Origin of the sequence: Achromobacter arsenitoxydans SY8 (genome assembly GCF_000236785.1) — a bacterium.
Classification (GTDB): domain Bacteria; phylum Pseudomonadota; class Gammaproteobacteria; order Burkholderiales; family Burkholderiaceae_B; genus Achromobacter; species Achromobacter arsenitoxydans.
The window spans coordinates 35,591-56,513 of the sequence record NZ_AGUF01000068.1 but is presented as its reverse complement, the minus strand read 5'-3'; the positions used below and the strand labels follow the sequence as shown (position 1 = coordinate 56,513).

Genomic DNA, 20,923 nt, shown 5'->3' with positions numbered 1-20,923 from the left:
CGCACGCTTGTCAGGCGGAATGAGGCGCTTCGGCGCCCAGGTAGGCGGCCTTGACCCGTTCGTCGGCCGCGATCGCGGCGGGCGCGCCTTCGGCCAGCAGGCTGCCGCGCACCAGCACCGCGATGCGGTCCGCGTGCTTGAACACGACATCCAGGCTGTGCTCCGTGAACAGGACGGCGATGCGCTGCGTGTCGGCCAGCTTGCGCGTCAGGCGCATCAGCGCATGGCGTTCGTTGGTCGCCATGCCGGCGGTCGGTTCGTCCATGAGCAGAAGCCGCGGCTGGTGCGCCAGCGCCATGGCCAGTTCGACCCGCTTGACGTCGCCGTACGCCAGCGTGCCGCAGGCTTCGCCGGCCTTGTTGGCCATCTGCACCTGGGACAGCAGGGTCATCGCTTCGTCCGCCGCATGCCGCGCCGCGCGGCGCCAGGGATTGAAGAGCACTCGATCGCGCGACAGTAGCGCGGTCTGCACATTTTCCAGCACGGTCATCGACCGGAACGTGGCGGCGGTCTGGAAGGTGCGTCCCACGCCCAGGCGGCAGATCCTGCCCGCCGACAGGCCGACCAGTTCCTGCCCATCCAGCAGGACGGAGCCGGTGTCGGGGCGCAACTGCCCGCCAAGCACGTTGAAGCAGGTCGATTTGCCCGCGCCGTTGGGGCCGATCAGGGCCAGCATGCTTCCGGCGTCGAGCGTGAAGGACACATCCGCCAGCGCGTCGATGCCGCCGAACGATTTGCGCAGGCCGCGGACCTGCAGCAGCGGGGCGGAATGGTTCATGCCTGCCTCCCGCGCAGGCGCGCGGCCGCGCCGGCAAGACCTTCGGGGAAGGCCATGACAAGCGCCAGGATGGCAAGGCCCAGCACGGCATGCCAGTATTCGGTGCTGCGCGCGGCGGCGTCCTGCAGCCAGGTGTACGACGCGGCGCCCACGAGCGGGCCGGCCAACGTCTGGATGCCGCCCAGCAGCACCATGACCAGGCCGTCCACGGACCGGCTCACCGCCAGCACGTCGGGCGCGATGCTGCCCTTGGAAAACGCGTACAGCGATCCGGCCAGGCCTGCGGCGAACGCGGCCGCGACAAAGCCCGCCCATTGCACGCGGCGGGTTTCCATGCCCAGCGCTTCGGCGCGCAACGCCGAATCGCGCACGCCGCGCAGGGCATAGCCTAGCGGCGAGAACGCCAGCCGGCGCAGCCACCAGATTCCCGCCGTGCAGAGCGCCAGCGTGGCGTAGTAGAACCACGGCCCCTGCGCCAGCCAGGCCGAAGGCCACAGGCCGGTCAGGCCGTTGCTGCCGCCTGTGACGTCGTCCCATTGATAGGTCAACGCCCAGAGGATCTGCGCGACGGCCAGCGTCAGCATGGCCAGGTACACGCCGGACAGGCGCACGCAGAACCAGCCGAACACCAGCGCGCCGAATGCTGCCGCGAAGGGGCCCAGGAGCAGGGCGGCTTCCATGGGGATGGCAGCCAGCTTCAGCAGCAGCGCGGCGCCATAGGCGCCCAGGCCGAACCAGGCCGCGTGGCCGAACGAGGTCATGCCAGCCAGGCCGGTCAGGAAGTGCAGGCTGGCGGCGAACAGCGCGGCGATCAGGATCTCGGTCATCAGGATGCTGAGATAGGGCCAGTACAGCGTGGCGACGGGCACCAGTGCCAGCAGCGCCAGCAGCGCGCCATAGGCCAGCCGCAGGCGCGGGCCGGCCGGGGCGATGGGCCGTTCGGGCATGCCTGCGTGCGAGGACGGCGCGGGCGGCTTGCCCAAAAGGCCCCATGGGCGCACCACCAACACCACGGCCATGACGGCGAATTCCGCAAGCAGGGTGAGCTTGGACAGATTGAAGACCCAGGGGCCGACGGGCACCTGGCCCAGGAAAACAAAAAGGGCCTTGACCGAGCAGATGAGCAAGGCTGCCAGGAACGCGCCCGGCACCGATCCCAGCCCGCCCACGACCACCACCACGAACGCGCTGGCGATGATTTCCAGATCCAGCCCCAGCGTGGCGGGCACGCGCGGCGCGGCCAGCGCGCCCCCCAGGCCGGCCAGGAATGCGCCCAGGGTGAAGGCCGACGTGAACAGCCAGGCCTGGTTGACGCCCAGCGCGGCCAGCATCGTGCGGTTCTCGGCCGCGGCGCGCAGCAGGCGGCCCCAGCGCGTGCGCATGAGCAGCAGCCACAGCAGACCCAGCACGATGGGGCCGGCCGCGATCAGCAGGAGATCGTATTCGGGATAGCGGCGCCCCAGGATCTGGACCGCGCCGGACAGGCCCGGCGCGCGGGCGGCAAACAGGTCTTCGGGGCCCCAGATGGCCAGCGCCGCATCGCCGATGATGAGCACCAGCGCGAAGGTGGCCAGGAGCTGGAACAGTTCGGGGGCGCGGTAAAGGCGCTTGAGAACCAGCAGTTCCGCCGCGGCGCCGATGAGGCCGGTAGCCAGCGCGGCCAACAGCAGGCCGGCCCAATAGCCCGCGCCGCCGCCGAAATATTGGGTGAACGTCCAGGCCAGGTAGACGCCCAGCATGTAGAACGAGCCATGCGCGAAGTTCACCACGCGCGTCACGCCGAAGATCAGCGACAGGCCGGCGGCAACCAGGAACAGCGCGCTGGCGTCCGCCAGGCCATTGAGCAGCTGCAGCAGCAGCCCGGAAACATTCATCAGTGCGCCGGGCGCATCTTGCGCACCTGTTCATCGGGCGGCTGCAGACGTGCGCCGTCGATGTAGGCGAAGTCCTTCATGATGCCCTTGCCGTCTTCCAGCGCGGTGACGCCCACGTACACGCCCATTGTGGATTGGTGGTCGATCTTGCGGTATTGGATGGGGCCGTAGGGCGTGTCGACCTTCAGGCCGGCGAAGGCGTCGACGAGTTTTTCCGTGTCGACGGAGCCGGCGGCCTTCAGGCCCTCGGCGATGGACATCAGCGATGCGTAACCGACCACCGATCCCACCTTGGGCGTTTCGTTGTAGCGCTTCTTGTACGCTTCGACGAAGGCGGTATTGGCCGGCGTGTCGATGGCGTACCAGGGATAGCCGGTGACGATCCAGCCGGTGGGCGTATCGGCGCCCAGCGGCTCCAGGTATTCGGGTTCGCCCGACAGCACCGACACCACGGGCATGTTTTCGAACAGGCCGCGCGTGTTGCCTTCGCGCACGAAGCGGGTCAGGTCGGCGGCGAACAGCACGTTGAAAATGGCGTCGGGCTTGGCGTCCGCCAGCGCCTGCACGACCGCGCCGGCGTCGACCTTGCCCAGCGGCACCGCTTGTTCGGCCACGAACTCTACGTCGGACTGGAACGACTGCATCATGGCCTTGAACGTGGCCACGGCGGATTGGCCGTATTCGTAGTTGGGGTAAACAATAGCCCAGCGCTTCTTGCGCAGGGCGAGCGCCTTGGGGGCCAGGGCGGCCACGTGCATCCACGTGGACGGGCGCAGGCGGTAGGTATAGCGGTTGCCTTCCTGCCAGGTGATCTTGTCGGTAAGGGGCTCTGCCGCCAGGAAGAACACTTCCTGCTGCTTGGCGAAGTCGGTCAGTGCCAGGCCGGTGTTGGACAGGAAGCCACCGAATAGCAGTTCCACTTTTTCGCGCGCCAACAGTTCCTGGGCGGCGCGGACCGAGTCGCCGGGGTTGCCGTTATCGTCGCGCGAGATGACCTCAAGCTTCCTGCCCAGCACGCCGCCGGCGGCGTTGACCTCTTCCAGCGCAAGCTGCCAGCCCTTTTTGTAGGGGCCCAGGAAAGCCGGGATCGCCTTGTAGCTGTTGATCTCGCCGATGCGGATCGGCGGTTCCTTGTCTTTCGCGACGGCGGGTGCGGCCGGGGCCAGCGCAAGGGCCAGTAGGGCGGGCGCCAGCGCGCGGCGCAGCAGGGTAAGGCAGGGACGGATCATGGCGAGGTATCGCAGGCGGTGGATGAGTCGGGTCGCTGCATGCGCCTGGGGGCGCCGCGGGTGCGGCCCAATTGAAACATGCGCTTTGGCGGTGGGGCAAATGGAAAAACCCATGTCGCGCCTCTTGCTGCGCTTGCGCTCTTCGGCCCGTCCGCTTAATGGCCCGCCAATGAAAAAGGCCCTGCGATTGCAGGGCCTTTTCGAACGCGGGATACCGGCCGAATTACTTCAGCTTGGTTTCCTTGTAGTCGACGTGCTTGCGAGCGACCGGATCAAATTTCTTGATCAGCATCTTCTCGGGCATGTTGCGCTTGTTCTTGGTGGTCGTGTAGAAATGACCCGTGCCGGCAGTCGACTCGAGCTTGATCTTTTCGCGGATACCTTTGGCCATGTCGTGCTCCTAGTATGTAGATTGGCGGGAGGGCCGATTAGGCCAGTTCGCCGCGGGCACGCATGTCGGCCAGCACGGCGTCGATGCCGTTCTTGTCGATCGTGCGGATGGCCTTGGCCGAAACACGCAGGCGAACCCAGCGGTTTTCGCTTTCAACCCAGAACCGGCGCGATTGCAGGTTGGGCAGGAAGCGGCGCTTGGTCTTGTTGTTCGCGTGCGAAACATTGTTGCCCACCATCGGGCCTTTGCCGGTCACTTGGCATACGCGTGCCATGGATGCACCTCTTTAGTGTCGTTCTTGCCGCGCATCGCTGGGGGGTAACAAGGTGGGGTAGACAGGGTTTCAGCCGCCGGGCTGTTTGGGCTGCGCTGTGCGCTGCCTGCTCCGGCCACCCAGTCTTAGTGGATGAGGGGGAATGTGGATTCCGCCCAGTGCTTATACCCGCTGCCTGCCACCCGGTTATTCACAACACGCGGGTTGGGGTCAGAGTGCTGAACTACAAAGCATAGTAGTCCCGCACGGGAAACTTCATGTGAAGACCGCGATTCTAATACGAAAAGCGTAAATAAATCAAGCGGGCAGGGCTAGGCCGTGTGCGAGCGCGCCACACGTCCGGCCGTCCAGGACAGGCAGGCGCATGCCGCGAGGGTGGTCGTCAGGGGCAGGGCGCTGTCCGATTGCCAGGCGCTGACGGCAAAACCCGCCAGCGCGCCGCAGGACAATTGAAGCGTCCCCAATAAGGCTGAGGCGGCGCCAAGGCGCTTGCCCTGGTCGGCCAGCGCCAGCGCCGCCGAGTTCGGGTTCACGAAGCCCTGGCTGCCCATATAGCCGATCAGGCACAGCATCAGAAGCGGGAGCGTCAGCCAGCCGGCCAGCGTGAGCCCCACGGCGACCAGGCTGGCGCAGGCCAGCGAAGTCAGGGCGCGCCGCTGCAGTTGGCCGGGCGTGCAGGTGCGCAGCAGGCGGGCGCTGATCTGGGAGCAGACGATGAGCGACAGCGCATTGGCGCCGAACAGCAGGCCGTAGTACTGCGGCGGCACGCCGTAGAGTTCGATGAAAACGCGCGGCGAACCGATGATGTAGGCGAACATGCCGGCCTGTCCGAAACCGCCCGCCAGGCTGTGCGCCATGAAGCCGCGGTGCGCGAAGAGGCTGCGGTAGTTGTGCAGGATGGTGCTCCAGCGCAGCGGCACCACGCGCTCCGGCGCCAGAGATTCCTTCATCACCAGGATGACGGCGGCCATCAGCATCGCGCCGCCCGCCAGCATCACCCAGAACAGGCTGCGCCACGACGTGATGGCCAGGAGCTGCCCGCCCGCGAGCGGCGCGAGAATCGGCGCCAGGCCCATGATGAGCATCAGCAGCGACATGGCGCGCGCGGCTTCATGGGTTTCGTAGTGGTCTCGGATGACCGCGCGCGGGATCACGATGCCGGCCGCGCCGCCCATGGCCTGCACCACGCGCCAGCCGGTCAGGGCTTCGACCGAGCCCGACAGCGCGCAGCCCAGCGAGGCGATCATGAAGAGCGTCAGGCCCACCAGCAGCGGCGGCTTGCGGCCGTAGCGGTCGGCCATCGGGCCGTAGAACACCTGCGCCATCGCCAGCCCGATCAGGTAGGCCGCCAGCGTGCGTTCGACGTCGCCGCGGGCGACCCCCAGGTTCGCCGCGATCGTGGGGAACGCGGGCAGGTACATGTCGATGGCGAACGGGCCGATGGCCGTCAGCGCGCCCATGAGAATAAGCCAACCGGGCAGGCCGCTGCGGGATGTTTGTGTTGGGGGCATGTAGATCGCGGTAAGACGCAGGGACAAGGCGCGGGCGGATGCGTAAGCACTGTTCGCGCCAAGCCGGGGACTTTATCATGGGTCGGCTTACAGGAAAATTGCGGGTGTTTTCCGCTAGAGTGGGTGGCGTCCTTACGTGTCCGGAGGAGAAGCCGTGAATCCTTTGCTATCTGTCGTGGAACGCAAACTTCAGGCGCTGCCTGTCCCTGTCCAGCTGGTGCTGCCCGACGGCGCCGTGCTGGGCGCTCCCGATCCCCGGGTCCGCTTCGTCACGCACGACAAGACCGCGCTGGCCCACCTGGCCGAAGGGGCTGTCGGCGTGCTGGGGCAAGACTACGTGGAAGGCCGCATCGACATCGAAGGCAGCATGCGCGACGTCATGAAGGCTGCCGCGGCGCTGCTGCCGGGGTCTCCGATGGATGCCGCGCGCGGCGGCTGGCTGACCGAACTGGTGCGCAAGGTCATGTCGGTATGGCGGCATTCGGTGGAGCGCGACGCCAGGCAGATCGAATTCCACTACGACCTGTCCGACGACTTCTACGCGCTGTGGCTGGATCCGCGCCGGGTCTATTCCTGCGCCTATTACCGCGAACCCGGGATGAAGCTGGCGCAGGCCCAGGAGGCCAAGCTGGACCACATCTGCCGCAAGCTGCGCCTGCAGACTGGCGAGCGGTTCCTGGATGTCGGGGCGGGGTGGGGCGGCCTGCTGCTCTGGGCCGCCGAAAACTATGGCGTGGACGCCACCGGCATCACGCTGTCGCGCAACCAGCACGCGCACGTCACCGGGCTGATCCAGGAAAAGGGCCTGGGCGGGCGGGTCCGCATGGAATTGCTGGACTACCGCAAGCTCGACGATTCCCAGCCCTACGACAAGATCGCGTCCGTGGGCATGTTCGAGCACGTGGGCCGCGCGCAGCTAGAGAGCTATTTCGCCAAGCTGCGGCGTCTGCTCAAGCCCGGCGGGCTGATCATGAACCACGGCATCACCGCGGCCGGCGTGTACAACGCCGAGCTGGGCAACGGCATGGGCGAGTTCATCGAAAAATACATCTTCCCGGGCGGCGAGCTGACCCACGTCAGCGTCGTGATGCAGGCGCTGGCCAACGGCGGCCTGGAAGACCTGGACGTGGAGAACCTGCGGCCGCACTACGCGCGCACCCTGTGGGCCTGGAGCGACGGGCTGGAGGCGCGGCTGCCCGATGCGGCGCGGATACTGGGCGGCGACCAGGGCGAGCGGTCGCTGCGCGCCTACCGGCTGTACCTGGCCGGCTGCGCCATGGCCTTCGAGCACGGCTGGATCGCGCTGCACCAGATCCTGGCCCAGCAGCCGGCGACGGGGCGCGCGGACGAACTGGACCAACCGGCGGATCTTTCGTATCCGTGGCGGCGCGACTATATGTATGGAGAGCCGCGGGATGCGTTGTTGGCAAGCCCGGACGGACGGCAATCCTGAAGCGGCCAATGATCCATTCGCTATTAGATTTGAAGGGTAGAAACTGATTGGTCCTGCCGGCCGGCGCGCTGGATGCGGGGCCATACGAGCGGTCGCTAGGCCGGAAGCAGGGGGCGGATCAGGTGGGAAATCTGGACGTAAACCTGAGATTTTGCTGTCTCAAAAGGTGCCTTCAGCCCAGTTTGGAACGGCCTGTATGTATTAATAAGAATAAGATAATAACTTAATGTATCCATGTTTTCGATGCGATTTTCCCTAGGGGAAATGCATCTTCCTCCCAGGGTGACTAGGGGTTATCCCTGTGCGAATTTGCCCCGAATGTTTCCGGTTAATTCATGTCCGGGGTTGGTCTGCGCAGCAATTTCGTTTAAGATGCTGCCTTCTTCGTTCAGTTTGTTCACTTTCTGTGGGTTTTCAAAAACTCGTTTTTGAAACTCCTGTCTTGCAAGACGCCGCGTCCCTCGCGGACCGTCTTGTTGCTAGTGTCGGTTTGTATTGGCGGTTCTGCCCGTCTTCCGCACAACCCCCTTAGCTCCATGGCGCCTCCCAGGCCAAGCCTGGCGTGTGTGCCTGAACCTATGGAGGCAAAAGCCAATGCGTTTTACCCCTGTCAAGACCCTGGCCGCCGCGGCCGTGTTGTTCGCCTTCGCCGGAGCGGCCCAAGCCGCCGACGCCCCGCAGTGCGAAATCAAGCGTCCCGTCACCTTTGGCGCGATGAACTGGGAATCCAACCTGGTCCTGGTCGACGTCGAACGTTTCATCATGGAGAAGGGCTACGGTTGCAAGACCGAAACCCTGCCCACCGAGACCCTGCCCGCCCTGGCCGCGCTTGAGCGCGGCGACCTGGACATCAATACCGAAATCTGGCTGAACAGCGTGGCCGATCCCTGGGACCGCGCCGAGAAGACCGGCAAGGTCAAGCGCATCGGCGACCTGTACATGGGCGCCGAGGGCTGGTACATCCCCCGCTACACGGCCGAGCGCCTTCCCGAGCTGAAGTCCGCGGCCGACCTGCCCAAGTTCAAGGACGAATTCAAGGATCCGGAAGAGCCCGGCAAGGGCCGTTTCTACGGCTGCCCGGCGGGCTGGGGCTGCGAAGTCACCAGCAACAACCTGTTCCACGCCCTGAAGCTGGACGACACCTACACGCTGTACTCGCCCGGCACGGGCGCGGCGCAGAAGGCGGCCCTGATGTCGGCCTACAAGCGCAAGCAGAACGTGGTCTTCTACTACTGGTCGCCCACGCCCCTGGTCGGCGCGATGGACCTGGTCAAGCTGGACATGCCGCCTTACGACGCCGAAAAGCACAAGTGCCTGACGTCGAGCAAGTGCGCCAAGCCCGAGCCCAGCGCCTATCCCGACAATCCCGTCTTCACCGCGGTGAACACCAAGTTCTCGGAGCAGGCGCCCAAGCTGACCGAGTTCCTGTCCAAGGTGTCGGTGCCGCTGCCGGTGATCAATGAAACCCTGGCCCACATGGAAGAGTCCGGCGACGAGTCCAACGCCGTGGCCAAGTGGTTCCTCAAGAACAAACCCGACGTCTGGACCAAGTGGGTCCCCGCCGACGTCGCCGGGCGCGTCCAAAGCGCGCTGTAAAGCACTGTGATCCTGGCTGCGCGCCGCGGTGGCGCGTACCGGTTCCTTCAAGAACCGGACCTCTTTGCCGGGATGGCCGCCGGCCGGACGCATGCGTCCGGCCCGGCAAGCGTGCTTGTGCCGCCACCCGCGGTGGCAGTGATTCCGGTGCCAGGCGCCGATGCGGAACGGACCCGCGCCCTCAGCGGTCCGTCCAGGTGCCTGGCGCCAGTCTCAGTCTCGTTTGTTACCGCTGCGCCGGCGTGCCCGGTGGCGACACGGGCGGCGAGCGCGCCAGAATGGAGTCGAATGCATGTTTCCTGAAATTATTCCCGCCCGTCAGGTACGGGGGGCGATCGACGGTTTCGTCGATCACCTGGTCACCAATTACGCTGACACGCTGGAGAAGCTCTCCCAGCCGGTCCTGCACGCGCTGGTGTGGCTGGAGCAACTGCTGCGCAACTCGCCCTGGTGGGCGGTGGTCGCGGTCACAATCGCGATCGCCTACGGCGTCAGCCGCCGCATCGGCCTGAGCCTGGCCATGGGCGCGCTGCTGTGCGTGATCGGCGTGCTGGGCCTGTGGGACGCCGGCATGCAGACGCTGGCGCTCATGATCATGGCGGCCGGCCTGTCGGTGCTGATCGGCATCCCGCTGGGCGTGCTGATGGCGCGGGTCAACTGGCTGCGCTCGGGCATGCTGCCCGTGCTGGACGTGATGCAGACCATGCCCAGCTTCGTGTACCTGATCCCCGTCGTCATGCTGTTCGGCCTGGGCAAGATTCCCGCCATCATCGCGACCGTCATCTACGCCGTGCCGCCGCTCATCCGCCTGACCGACCTGGGCATCCGCCTGGTCGACCGCGAGGTGCTGGAAGCGTCGCGCGCCTTTGGCGCGAATCCCCGCCAGCAGCTCTTCGGCGTGCAGTTGCCGCTGGCGCTGCCCAACATCATGGCGGGCATCAACCAGACCACGATGATGGCGCTGTCGATGGTGGTGATCGCGTCGATGATCGGCGCGCGCGGCCTGGGTTATGAAGTGCTGCTGGGCATTAATCGCCTGGAAGTGGGCCGGGGCCTGTTGGCCGGCCTGGGCATCGTGGTGCTGGCCGTGCTGTTCGACCGGATCACGCAATCGTATGGACAGCGCATGCGCATGGGAGGCCAGCGATGAGCAAGATCGAGGTCAAGAACATCTACAAGGTCTTCGGACCGCACCCGAAGAAATGGCTGCAAGCCGCCCAAAGCGGCATGAGCAAGGAACAGCTGCTGGCCGAAAGCGGCCACACGCTGGGCCTGCGCGACATCAGCCTGTCCATCGAAGAGGGCAGCATCTACGTCATCATGGGCCTGTCGGGATCCGGCAAGTCCACGCTGATCCGCCACTTCAACCGCCTGATCGAGCCCAGCTCGGGCCATATCCTGGTCGACGGCGTGGACGTGGTCAGCCTGAACAAGCGCGACCTGGAAGTCTTCCGCCAAAAGAAGATGAGCATGGTGTTCCAGCGCTTCGGGCTGTTCCCGCACCGTACCGTGCTGGACAACGCCGCGTACGGCCTGACCGTGCAGGGCGTGCCCAAGGCCGAGCGCGAGAAGCGCGCTCGCGAATGGCTGGACCAGGTGGGCCTGTCCGGCTTCGAGAACCAGTATCCGCACCAACTGTCCGGCGGCATGCAGCAGCGCGTCGGCCTGGCGCGCGCCCTGGCCACCGACGCCGAAATCCTGCTGATGGACGAAGCCTTCTCGGCGCTGGACCCGCTGATCCGCCGCGAGATGCAGGACCAGCTGCTGCAGCTGCAGGCCAAGCTCAACAAGACCATCGTCTTCATCACGCATGACCTGGACGAAGCCCTGCGCCTGGGCAACCGCATCGCCATCCTGAAGGACGGCGAACTGGTCCAGGAAGGCACCCCTGAAGACATCCTGTTGAACCCGGCCAACGATTATGTGCAGTCGTTCCTACAGGATGTGAACCGCACCAAGGTGCTCAACGCCACGCACGCCGTGAATCCGGCGCGCCTGACCCTGACCATGCGTTCGCGCCCGGCGCATTCGCTGGACCGCATGAACGCGCTGAACTACGAGTACGCGCCGGTGCTGGACGGCAAGCGGCTGGCGGGCGTGCTGACGGCCAAGGCGGCGGAGCAGGCCATCCAGGAAGGCGCGCGCGATGTGTCGCGCTTCGTCGAGGACCTGGCTTCCGTGCCGGCCACTGCGGGCCTGGGCGAAGTGCTGGCCCAGCTGGTGCACAGCGACCAACCGGTCGCGGTGACGGGCGAAGACGACGAGTTCCTGGGCATGCTGTCGCGCAAGAAGGTGGTGGAACTGGTGACGCCGGCCTTGGCCGACACGCCGGTCCCGGCCGACGCGGTCGAGCCGCCTGCCGAGCCCCAGCCGGAACACCACGACAAGGCGGCCTGACTTCGGGTCTCCCACGGGCGCCATGGCGTCCGCAACTGCGCCCGCGTGCATGTTCTTGCACGCGGGCGCAGTCACGATATGATGGCTGGCCGGTCGGTCAGGCCGGTTTCCCCCTACTTGGAAAATCGGATTCCGTCATGCCCATCTTGAATGTCCAGATCCTGCAAGGCCACTCGGCCGCCCAGAAGGCCGCCCTGCTCAAGGCCGCGTCCAACGCCGTCGTTGAAAGCATCGCCGCGCCGCTGCCCAGCGTGCGCATCGTCCTGCAGGAAGTCCCCGCGGAACACGTGATCGTGGCGGGCGAGATCGGCAAGCGCATGGCGCGTGTCGACGTCGAACTCATCGAAGGCCGCGACGAGGCCAAGAAGGCCGCCCTGATCGCCGCGCTGAACCAGGCCGTGTGCGCCAGCATCGACATCTCCGGCGAAGACGTCCGCGTGCTGCTGCGCGACGTGCCCAAGACCGACATGGGCGTGGCCAACGGGCTGAGCGCCAAGGCGGCGGGAAGGTAATAGCGGATAGCCCCTCCGGGGCAGGTGTCTGACACCCATGGCGAGCGGCCTCGGCTTGAAGCGCATCTCACACGGGTGTCAGACACCGGTTGCATGCAAGAGAAGCTGTCCGGCCCAGTCGGCCCTGCCACAAGCCGACGCCGTCACCGCATATCAACGATATCTGGAATTTAGGACGATCCCCATAGCCGGGCGTGAATCCACGCAAGTACAAAGTTAGAGGCGGCCCAGTTCTGCCGCCTACTGTTTTGTATACGCGAGGTGAATCCCTGCATGGCAACGCTGCATCGTAATGACCGCTCGGCCCTTCCTTCCGAAATCACTTTGGTTCAGGGCAACGAACTGCTGCTCAAAGTCCTTGGCCTGGGACCCAATAAGAAGCACCTGGTGTTCAAGGGAAACCAACCTTCCGTGCTTCGAGTTGAGGCAATCAGGCCGGATCACAGGAATAGAGAACAGTCGATCAAGCTGATTTCACTTGCCACGAATTCGCAGCAAGAGAAATTCGTTGAGGTGGCCGCGTTTGTCGACGAACAGCCGATGATCAAGATTGATCCCAGTACGCAGCGGCTTAGGGTCAAGGTTGTGCCGGGGCTCAAATTGCCGAGCGAAGGTACTGAAGCCGGCTTGTTGGCAAGGCTGCTGATCGCAGAGGCCGTGAGCCCCGACGATGAACGCTATGCCGGTCAATCAGATGCGCTGGAAAGCATGATGTGGATAAAGCGCGTCTTGCAGAACCGTCTGAGCGCGGGTGCACAGCACTTTTCATTGAAGCCTGCATCCTTAAATCCCAAAGCGATCCGAAATCTTGTCGACGTGGTCAGGATCCCGGGGCAGGTCGCTTTCTTCAAAAACTATCCGGTGCTGCCTTCGGAGCTAACGCGGCGAATCAATAGAACGTTAAGTATCGCCAACGACGCCACGGACGGCCGCTACCAACGTTATCGGTTGTTCGTCAAAGCCGCGATCGAAGTCGCGCAAAGCACCGAGGCTGTCGCCGACCCCTGCGCTACTGGCTTGTACGCTTGGCGGACACATTTGTCTGCCAGCCCAGGGCCAAACTTCGTCTTCTTTCAAACAAAGGGCGGCCAAGATTTCTACACCTTGACTCCGGCCTACAGATCCGAAGTCCTCAAGATCCGTTGAATGAGTATCTCCATGAAGAAAATGATTGCAGCGCTGGTGCTGTCGTGCCCTGCGCTAGCCGCCGCGGGCGATTTGCCCGACGCACCTTTTCGCAATACTCCGGACGAGCGCTTTACCGTCTCTGCCAGCCCCTATTACCAACAACCCGAGCGGGTCATCGCGAACCGGTTGAAGTATCTAGGCAAAGACGGACAGACGAATCACTTCTGCCTGGTTGGATACCGCTGGAAGGCCGGCGGTTCGCAAGTCTGGCTGCATTGGAGCGAAGAGGAAAGTCTGGTTTTCTGGAGAGGCAATCTGGACAAAGAAATCCGCGAGTCGAGCCTGATGAACGAACTCGACGGCGTAAAGTGGGGCAGGGACACATACGAAGAAGGCGATAGGGCCGCCATGTTCCCTAATACGCTTAGCACGCGAGCATGGAAGCAATTGGCGGCCGACTGCGAGAAGTACGGCGAAAAGTATGTGTTCGAACCCTTCGCCGGCAAGCGCTAATCCAGCTTCACATTCGCCGCCTTCACCACCTCGCCCCAGCGCGCGATTTCGCTCTTGATATAGGCGCCATATTCCTGCGGCGTGGATCCCAGCGCCTGGGCGCCCTGCACCTTGAGCTGCTTTTGCATTTCCGGCGATTTCAGCGCGCGCAGGATCTCGGCGTTCAGTTTTTCTATGACGGGCGCCGGCGTTCCGGCCGGGACGACGACGCCTTGCCAGGCGCCCATGCCGAAGCCCGGCGCCACGGTTTCCGCCACGGTCGGCACATTGGGAAGCTGGTCGCTGCGCGCCTCGCTGGTGACCGCCAGCGCGCGCAGCTTGCCTTCGCGGATGAAGCCCAGCGAATCGTTCAGCGTGTTGGTCATCACCTGCACCTGTCCGCCCACCAGGTCCGTCATGGCGGGCGCGCTGCCGCGGTAGGGGACGTGGACGGCGTCGATGTCCAGCGAGCGCAGGAGCAGCAAGGCGCCCAGGTGCGTAACGTTGCCCGCGCCGGCGGACCCGTACGACAGTTTTCCGGGATGCTTGCGCGCGTAGTCGACGAATGCCGGTGCGGTGTCCGCCGGCACCGACGGATGCACCAGCAGCACCAGCGGAATCACCGCCGTGCTGGAGACCGGCGCGAAGTCCTTCACGGGGTCGAACGCCAGCGAGCGGTAGAGGTTGGGGCTGAGCGCGATGGACGAGGTGTTGTACAGCACGGTGTAGCCGTCGGGCTTGGCGGCGGCTGCGTACTGCATGCCGATGTTGCCGTTGGCGCCTCCTTTGTTTTCCACGACGACCGTCTGGCCCAGCTGATCGGTAAGCTGCTTGGCCAGCACGCGCGCGACCAGGTCGGTGGGGCCGCCGGGCGGGAAGGGCACCACCATCGTGATGGGCCGCTCGGGCCACGCGGCCTGGGCGCTCGATGCTCCACCCAACGCCAGGGCGGCCAGGCTTGCAGCCAGCAATGCTTTTTTCATGGTTTTGTCTCCTTGTGCTGTTATGGGTACTGCGAAACGCAAGCCGCCGGCGTCGCCCTCTGCGCGGGGCGCTTTGCCGACGGATGCGGGTTCAGTCCGGCCTGCCGGCCAGCATGCGGGTGGCCGTGTAGGCCATCACGGGTTTGCCGTGCTGGTTGCGGACCTCGATGGCGGACGTGACGACCGCGCGATTGTGCTGCGAGGTCGGGCGCACGCCCGTTACTTCTATCTCGGCCCAGATGGTGTCGCCGGCCACCACGGGCGCCAGCATCTTCTTGTGGACTTCCAGCAGCGCAAGACCCGTGCCCTGCACCATGCCCTGCATGATCAGGCCTTCGATCAGGCCGTAGGTCAGGGCGCCCGGGGCGGGCCGCCCCTGGATGGCGCCGTGGGCATAAGTCGCGTCGATGAAGATCGTTTCCAGCATGCCCGTGACGCTGATGAAATTGACGATGTCGGTCTCGGTGACCGTGCGGCGGAACGTATGGAAGCGCTGGCCGACGACGAGGTCCTGCCAGTAGTAGCCCTGGCCGAGCCGGGCAATGCCTTGAGGGGTGCTGTCCTGGGTCATGCGGGGTCCTTGCGGTTGTCGGGATTAAGGTCGGAGGCGTCGCGGGCCGCACCGGTTTCCAGCAGCGCCGCGATGTCGGCGGGCGCAAGGCCGGCCTGGCGCAGCACGTCCTGCGTGTGTTCGCCCAGGCGCGGGGGCATGGCGGGCGGCACATGGGACTGCGCCAGGCGCACCGGGTTGCGGGGAAAGCGGTAGCGGCTGCCGGACGCGCTTTCCAGCGGTACGAAGAAGTCCACGCTCTGCAGGTGCGGATCGGTTTCCAGGTCCTGCAGCCGGTTGACGGGCGCGGCGGGAATCTCCAGCCGTTCGCACAGGGCCAGCCAGTGCGCGGTGTCGTGCGCGGCGACGATCCCGGCCTGCAGTTCGTAGAGCGTCTCGATGTTGCGGGTGCGCGCGGAGATGTCGGCAAAGCGCGGATCCTGCGCCAGGTCGGGGCGGCCGGCGGCCGTGAAGAAGTCGCGCCAATGCGCGTCGGTATAGGGCATCAGGCAGACGTGGCCGTCTGCGGTCTGGCACGGCCTGCGCCAGGGTGTCAGCACGCGTGGATAGCCGGCGTCGCCGGGCTGGTCGGCCAGGTGCCGGCCGTAATAGTGCTCGACCAGCGCGAACGACGCCATGCTCTCGAACATGGGAACTTCCAGCTGTTGGCCCGTGCCGGTGCGCGACCGCTGGAACAGGGCGGCCAGGATTGCATGCGCGGCGATGAGGCCGCAGGTCTTGTCGGCGGCCACGGTGGGCAGGTAGCGCGGCGCGCCGGTCTGGCGGCCGACCAGGTCGGCAAAGCCCGACAGGCCCTGGATGATGTCGTCGTAGGCGGGCCGGCCGTCGTAGGCGCCGCCTTCGCCGAAGCCGTACAGGCCGGCATAGACCAGCCTGGGGTTGCGCGCACACAGCGTGGCCGGGTCCAGTCCCAGCGCGGCCATCTTGGCCGGACGCATGCTGTGCATCAGGACGTCGGCCTGGTCCACCATCGTCAGCAGCGCCTGCCGCGCCTGCGCCTGCTTCAGGTCCAGCACGATGCTGCGCTTGTTGCGGTTCAGGCCCAGGAAAATCGCGGACAGGCCGGGTTCCTGGGACGGCCCTGTGCGGCGGGTCGAATCGCCGGCGGGGGCCTCGACCTTGATCACGTCGGCGCCGTAGTCGGCAAGGATTTGCGAGGCATAGGGGCCAAACACCACGGACGTCAGGTCCAGCACGCGGACGCCGTCCAGCGCGCCGGCGCCAGGGGAGGGAAAGGATGTCATGCCGGAAATCCTATCGGCGCCAGACATACCCGTCTAATATGGCTTCGGTATTGCTCGATATGGAATTTGTTATGGCTATAGATTTGCGGCAGCTACGGCAGTTCATCACCATCGCCGAGCTGGGGAGCTACCGGCGCGCCGCCGACGCGCTGCACATTGCGCAGCCCGCGCTGTCGGTGTCCATCCAGAAGCTCGAGCATGCCGTGGGCGTGCCGCTGCTGGTGCGGGGCGCCAAGGGCGTGACCACGACGCCCGCCGGGGATGCCCTGATGGCCGACGCCCGCCGCGCGCTGTTTCATACCGACCAGGCGCGTCAGGCCGCCCGCCGCGTGGCCCTGGGCGAATGGGGCACGCTGCGGCTGGGCTTCGTGGGTTCCGCCACCTATATGCTGCTGCCGCGATGCCTGCCGGCGTTCCGCGCGCAGTATCCCGATGTGCAGCTGGATCTGCGCGAAGACAGCACGGTCGGGCTGGTGGCGATGCTGCACGCCAATGAGATCGACGCGGGCCTGGTGCGCGGGCCCCTGGCCGAAGACAGCGCGCTGGACTCCTGGGTGGTGGAGCGCGACGACCTGATCCTGGCGGTGCCCGCCGCGCATCCGCTGGCGGCCGCCGGCCCGATTGCCCTGGAGCGCATGCGTTCCGAGAACTTTGTGCAGTACTCGCCCGCCAAGGTGCCCGGGCTGAACGGCGTGACCCTGGCGCTGTGCCACAAGGCGGGTTTTTCGCCGCGCATCAGCCAGGAGGCGATCCAGGTGCAGACGCTGGTCAGCCTGGTGGCCAGCGGCATGGGGGTGGCGCTGGTGCCGGGCGTGACGCGCGCCTATTCCACGCCGCACGTGGCCTTTGTGCAGCTGACCGACGCCGACGCGAACGGCGCCCTGTCGCTGTCGCTGGTGACGCATCGCGATACGTCGTGCGCGACGGTGCTGCGCTTGCGCGACAGCATGCTGGCGCCTGGGGCGGCCTGAACTGAGCTACACCGCGTACGAGACGCAGTGCGCTTCAGTGGGCAGCGGCAGGTCCCAGCGGTGCAGCATGCCGGTCAGCGTCTTGTTGGACAAGGACGTGTCGCGGCGGGCATTGCGGCGCAGCAATTCGGCACGCGGCTTTTCCAGGTAGACCAGTTCCACCTCGGCCTGGTAGGCGTACAGCAGGTCCAGCGTCTTTTTTCGCATCAACTCGCTGAGGTTGGTGGCGTTCCACACGAACGGCGCCCGAGCCCGCAGCAACGCCTTGGCGCGGTCTATCGCCAGGTGCGCCACCATGCCTTCGTTCTTGCCGTGGCGCAGGCCCAGCTCTTCCCGCGCGTCGTCGAACGAAATCACGGGCAGGTCAGGATGGTTGGCCTCAACCCAGGTATTTTTGCCGGATGCCGGCAGGCCCGACATCACGATGACGCGCGACCCCGGCTCCTGGAACAGCGCGTAGTCGGGATGCACGTCGGCGCCGCGAAAATAGCTGACGGCGGTGTGCGCGTCGGCGAAGGCGCGGGGCTGGCCGAAGCAGCCGTCTTCGCGCGCCAGTTCGCAAAAGAGGGCGATGTTGTCCAGCACCCGGCCGGCGTCCGGGCAGATGCGGCCGCGCATGTCGGCTTCGGCCAGCATCGCCAGGAGCGGCACGCTCAGTTGCCAGGACAATTCGCGCGCGATGAACTCCGGCGACTTGCCCCGGCGCGAGCCTTCCAGCGCGAAGAACGGCACCTGGTGCGTGGCGATTAGCCGGCATATGGCTTCGCGCACGGCGAACGGCGCGCCCGCGTCCCACAGCGCAATGCGCGCGTCGATGGCGCCCTTGCGCGAATGTCCTGGCTGGCCGATGGCGCCCGTGACCGGATCCACCACCGTGGTGCTGTGCTTGGCCACGTCATGCAGCAGCGCGGCCAGGAACACGATTTCCTGGTCGGCGCGCGACGCTGCCTGGTACTGCGGCAGCGCCAGCAGTGCGTCCACCACCATGCGCGTATGCGTCCACACGTCGCCCTCGCCGTGATAGCGCGGATCCTGCGGCGTGGTCTTGGCCAATTCCAGCGCGGGGAATGCCGCCAGGCACGCCGCGTAGTCCGGGTCCTGGCCCGGGGCGGGCGCCAGCGCCCGCATTTGTTCGTACTTCATGATGACTCCCCGGTGTCAGTGGCGGCGCGCAACGTGTCCCAGTCCAGCGCCAGGCGCGGCGCATACAGGTCGACGCCGTCCGCTAGCAGGTTGGGCACATAGGGCTGCTCGGAATGGTGCATGTCCGAATCCAGGATGGCCTGCACGAAATCGCGGCGCACCCATTTGTAGCGGGCGACGGTCTTGCCGTCCGCCTCGGCCTTGATGTAGAGGCCTTCCGACAGGTCCGATTTGTCGCACTGCTTCCAGGCGCGCGCCAGGTCGTGGCCTTCGCGCAGCACGGTCGCTTCGAACGCCTCGCGCCAGCCGGCCGTCTTGGCCAGCGATGGCTTGAGCAGCGCCTTCAGGTCCCCCAGCCGCGCCGGCGCCGCGCCTTGGTACAGCACGGGAACCGACAGCACCGGGCCATCGGCCAGCAGCGCGCGGCGCGCGTCTGTCGACAGGAAATCGCCCGTGCGGCGGTCCAGCACGTCGAACTCGAAAAAGTGATGCGGCAGGGCGTCGTAGAACACGGAGTGCTTCTTCGACAGTGTTTCGCCGTACATCACATAGCGGTCTTCCAGCCGTTCCAGCAGCCAGTCCGCGTGGGCGGCGGCCCAGGACTTGATGAAGCTGAACTGCCGCTCGCGGCCGCCGCCGACCAGATAATGGCCGCGGGATTGCAGCAGCAGTTCGCCCGAGGGGCTGAAGCTGATGCCGGTGTTGGCGCCGTCCAGCTTTTCTTCGACGACGAGCGTCTGGCCCGCGAGTTTGCGGTAGGGCACGTGGCCATGGCCCTCGTCCCCATCTTGCAGGCGGGAGCCTTCCAGGTGGGGCGTGCGGGGGTATCGGTAAAGGTCCAGCGATTGCGCGTAGGCGCAGAAATCCAGCGTCATGAGTCTTCTCCAGCAGATGGGAAAAGCCGACGACGAAGTCTTACGGGGGGGAAGCGGGGGTGGGAGGTGTTGCGCTTCCTGGAACCGCGCCTGCCAGGCGGGGGGTGTGCTCATTACATGGCGTCGAGCAGCGGATGCGGGCAGGCTGACCACGGTACCAGGATGGTACTCGTCGGCGTTCAGGCGATTTGACGAATGGCGGACACGGTTGCACCCAAAAAGAAGAGGGGTTTGTAAAGCAGGCCCGAATGCTAAGTCAGCGCGGCGGCGCTTGTCAACGCGCCGCCGTGGCAGATGCGCGACGCTCAGCCCGCGCGCAGCACGATCTGCGTGATCTCCGAGGGCCGGCCCAGCCGGATGGGAAAGCCGGGCCACAGGCCCGCGCCATTGCTCACGTAGAGCTGCATGCCGTCCACTTGGTACATGCCGGACACGTAGCCCTCATTGGCCAATTGCGTCAGCAGATGAGGCCCCAGGATCTGCCCGCCGTGCGTATGGCCGGACAGCTGGAGGTCCGCGCCCGCCTTTGCGTGCTTCGCGGCGCCCACCGGCCGGTGGCTCAGCAGGATCACGCTGGCCGACGGCGGCACGCCCGCCATGGCCGCGGCGATGTCCGGCAACGGCTGGCCGCCGCGCGCCGCCGCGCTGTCTGTGATGCCGGCCAGCACCAGGGGCTGGCCGTCGCGTTCGATGGTGATGTGCTCATTGAGCAGCATGCGCAGGCCTAGCTGCTCGAAGGCCTTCAGCCAGCCGACATAGTCGGCGTAGTACTCGTGATTGCCAGGGATCGCGACCACGCCGTGCGGGGCGCGCAGGTCGCGCAGGGGCAGCACGTCATTGGCGCGGGCTTCGGGCGTGCCGTCGACCAGGTCGCCGGTGATCAGGGTCAGGTCCGGGTTGAGCGCATTGGTCTTGGACACGACAGCCCGCATCCAGTCCGCCTGCAACAGCCGGCTGGCGTGCAGGTCGGTCAGGTGGACGATGCGAAAGCCGTCGTATGCCCGCGGCAGGCCGGGCAGGGCGACCTCGATCGTCTTGACGTCGGGCACGCGCACGGCCTGCCATACGCCCAGCGCGGACAGGGCCACGGCGGCGCAGGCCAGGCCCGCCCGCAGGCGCGCGCACGAAAGCAATGCGCGCCCGCGGCTGCGCGAAAACGCCGACAGGGCCAGGCCCGCCAAGTCCGTCACGAACAGGAAGATGGCCAGCAGAATCAGGGCGCCGAACGCCCAGCCCAGCGTCATCAGTACCGGACCCGGCACTTCCGGCGAGGCCATCGTGCCGAAGAAGTTGCGGGTGATGAGGTGGTGCTCCGCTGCAAGCAGCAGCAGGGCCGCCAACAGCATTTTTGCGGCGGCGGGCCATTTCAGCGGCCGGACGAAGCGCCAGATGACGTACAGCGCGATGAGGCCTGCGATGACATGAAACACGTGCGAAATCCTGAGGGTCGTTGTTGTTCGGGCCGCGATGGCCGCATTCGCTGCGAAGACCATCGCGGCAT

At 66.0% G+C, this 20,923-nt stretch carries 20 protein-coding genes; 8 read left to right on the top strand and 12 right to left on the bottom strand.

Features of this window, described 5'->3' with window-relative positions; translation table 11 throughout:
• Positions 1-10: 10 nt before the first annotated feature.
• The 6 genes from KYC_RS21430 to KYC_RS21405 all read right to left on the bottom strand — a co-directional run bounded on the left by KYC_RS21430 (position 11) and on the right by KYC_RS21405 (position 6,006).
• Complete coding sequence (locus KYC_RS21430; protein WP_008166310.1) at positions 11-778, bottom strand: ABC transporter ATP-binding protein; 768 nt, start codon at positions 776-778, stop codon at positions 11-13.
• Entirely contained in the window at positions 775-2,652 is a 1,878-nt protein-coding gene (locus tag KYC_RS21425) for an ABC transporter permease (protein ID WP_008166309.1), read from the bottom strand. Before KYC_RS21425 ends, KYC_RS21430 begins: the two co-directional genes overlap by 4 nt.
• Positions 2,652-3,881 (bottom strand): ABC transporter substrate-binding protein, encoded by a 1,230-nt coding sequence (locus KYC_RS21420; RefSeq protein WP_008166308.1) that lies wholly within the window; start codon positions 3,879-3,881, stop codon positions 2,652-2,654. The genes KYC_RS21425 and KYC_RS21420 overlap by 1 nt, the downstream gene beginning before the upstream one ends.
• Before the next feature lie 223 nt (positions 3,882-4,104).
• Positions 4,105-4,272, bottom strand: coding sequence for a 50S ribosomal protein L33 (gene rpmG / locus KYC_RS21415; RefSeq protein WP_003810296.1), 168 nt, complete (start codon positions 4,270-4,272; stop codon positions 4,105-4,107).
• A gap of 37 nt (positions 4,273-4,309) precedes the next feature.
• A complete protein-coding gene (gene rpmB, locus KYC_RS21410; protein ID WP_006390601.1) occupies positions 4,310-4,546 on the bottom strand; it encodes a 50S ribosomal protein L28 in 237 nt (78 codons plus the stop codon).
• Between the two features lie 311 nt (positions 4,547-4,857).
• Positions 4,858-6,006: a Bcr/CflA family multidrug efflux MFS transporter gene (locus KYC_RS21405; protein ID WP_008166296.1), complete on the bottom strand. Its 1,149-nt coding sequence runs from the start codon at positions 6,004-6,006 to the stop codon at positions 4,858-4,860.
• 205 nt (positions 6,007-6,211) lie between these two features.
• Between KYC_RS21405 and KYC_RS21400 the strand changes: the two genes are divergently transcribed.
• The 7 genes from KYC_RS21400 to KYC_RS21370 all read left to right on the top strand — a co-directional run bounded on the left by KYC_RS21400 (position 6,212) and on the right by KYC_RS21370 (position 13,656).
• Positions 6,212-7,510: a class I SAM-dependent methyltransferase gene (locus tag KYC_RS21400; RefSeq protein ID WP_085945504.1), complete on the top strand. Its 1,299-nt coding sequence runs from the start codon at positions 6,212-6,214 to the stop codon at positions 7,508-7,510.
• Between the two features lie 594 nt (positions 7,511-8,104).
• The gene (locus KYC_RS21395; protein WP_008166292.1) at positions 8,105-9,106 is read left to right on the top strand and encodes an ABC transporter substrate-binding protein; all 1,002 of its coding nucleotides are present in this window, start codon (positions 8,105-8,107) and stop codon (positions 9,104-9,106) included.
• Positions 9,107-9,398: 292 nt separating this feature from the next.
• Positions 9,399-10,256, top strand: a complete 858-nt coding sequence (locus KYC_RS21390) for an ABC transporter permease (protein ID WP_008166290.1) — start codon at positions 9,399-9,401, stop codon at positions 10,254-10,256.
• A complete protein-coding gene (locus tag KYC_RS21385) occupies positions 10,253-11,503 on the top strand; it encodes a quaternary amine ABC transporter ATP-binding protein (protein WP_008166288.1) in 1,251 nt (416 codons plus the stop codon). The genes KYC_RS21390 and KYC_RS21385 overlap by 4 nt, the downstream gene beginning before the upstream one ends.
• A gap of 137 nt (positions 11,504-11,640) precedes the next feature.
• Complete coding sequence (locus tag KYC_RS21380) at positions 11,641-12,015, top strand: tautomerase family protein (protein ID WP_008166287.1); 375 nt, start codon at positions 11,641-11,643, stop codon at positions 12,013-12,015.
• 273 nt (positions 12,016-12,288) lie between these two features.
• Positions 12,289-13,161 (top strand): hypothetical protein, encoded by an 873-nt coding sequence (locus KYC_RS21375; RefSeq protein WP_008166279.1) that lies wholly within the window; start codon positions 12,289-12,291, stop codon positions 13,159-13,161.
• A 12-nt stretch (positions 13,162-13,173) separates the two neighbouring features.
• Positions 13,174-13,656, top strand: a complete 483-nt coding sequence (locus KYC_RS21370; protein WP_043519049.1) for a hypothetical protein — start codon at positions 13,174-13,176, stop codon at positions 13,654-13,656.
• Here KYC_RS21370 and KYC_RS21365 read toward each other — a convergent pair.
• The 3 genes from KYC_RS21365 to KYC_RS21355 all read right to left on the bottom strand — a co-directional run bounded on the left by KYC_RS21365 (position 13,653) and on the right by KYC_RS21355 (position 16,433).
• Complete coding sequence (locus KYC_RS21365) at positions 13,653-14,618, bottom strand: Bug family tripartite tricarboxylate transporter substrate binding protein (protein WP_008166277.1); 966 nt, start codon at positions 14,616-14,618, stop codon at positions 13,653-13,655. The genes KYC_RS21370 and KYC_RS21365 overlap by 4 nt on opposite strands.
• 91 nt (positions 14,619-14,709) lie before the next feature.
• Positions 14,710-15,189: a MaoC family dehydratase gene (locus KYC_RS21360; RefSeq protein WP_008166276.1), complete on the bottom strand. Its 480-nt coding sequence runs from the start codon at positions 15,187-15,189 to the stop codon at positions 14,710-14,712.
• The gene (locus KYC_RS21355; protein WP_008166275.1) at positions 15,186-16,433 is read right to left on the bottom strand and encodes a CaiB/BaiF CoA transferase family protein; all 1,248 of its coding nucleotides are present in this window, start codon (positions 16,431-16,433) and stop codon (positions 15,186-15,188) included. The genes KYC_RS21360 and KYC_RS21355 overlap by 4 nt, the downstream gene beginning before the upstream one ends.
• Positions 16,434-16,504: 71 nt before the next feature.
• Here KYC_RS21355 and KYC_RS21350 point away from each other — a divergent pair, with 71 nt between their 5' ends.
• Positions 16,505-17,404, top strand: a complete 900-nt coding sequence (locus KYC_RS21350) for a LysR family transcriptional regulator (protein ID WP_008166274.1) — start codon at positions 16,505-16,507, stop codon at positions 17,402-17,404.
• Positions 17,405-17,410: 6 nt separating this feature from the next.
• Here the strand turns inward: KYC_RS21350 and KYC_RS21345 are convergent, their stop codons facing one another.
• The 3 genes from KYC_RS21345 to KYC_RS21335 all read right to left on the bottom strand — a co-directional run bounded on the left by KYC_RS21345 (position 17,411) and on the right by KYC_RS21335 (position 20,852).
• Entirely contained in the window at positions 17,411-18,547 is a 1,137-nt protein-coding gene (locus KYC_RS21345; RefSeq protein WP_008166271.1) for an AAA family ATPase, read from the bottom strand.
• Complete coding sequence (locus KYC_RS21340) at positions 18,544-19,422, bottom strand: RNA ligase family protein (protein ID WP_008166269.1); 879 nt, start codon at positions 19,420-19,422, stop codon at positions 18,544-18,546. The genes KYC_RS21345 and KYC_RS21340 overlap by 4 nt, the downstream gene beginning before the upstream one ends.
• A 305-nt stretch (positions 19,423-19,727) precedes the next feature.
• Positions 19,728-20,852: a metallophosphoesterase gene (locus KYC_RS21335; RefSeq protein ID WP_008166266.1), complete on the bottom strand. Its 1,125-nt coding sequence runs from the start codon at positions 20,850-20,852 to the stop codon at positions 19,728-19,730.
• Between the last annotated feature and the right edge of the window lie 71 nt (positions 20,853-20,923).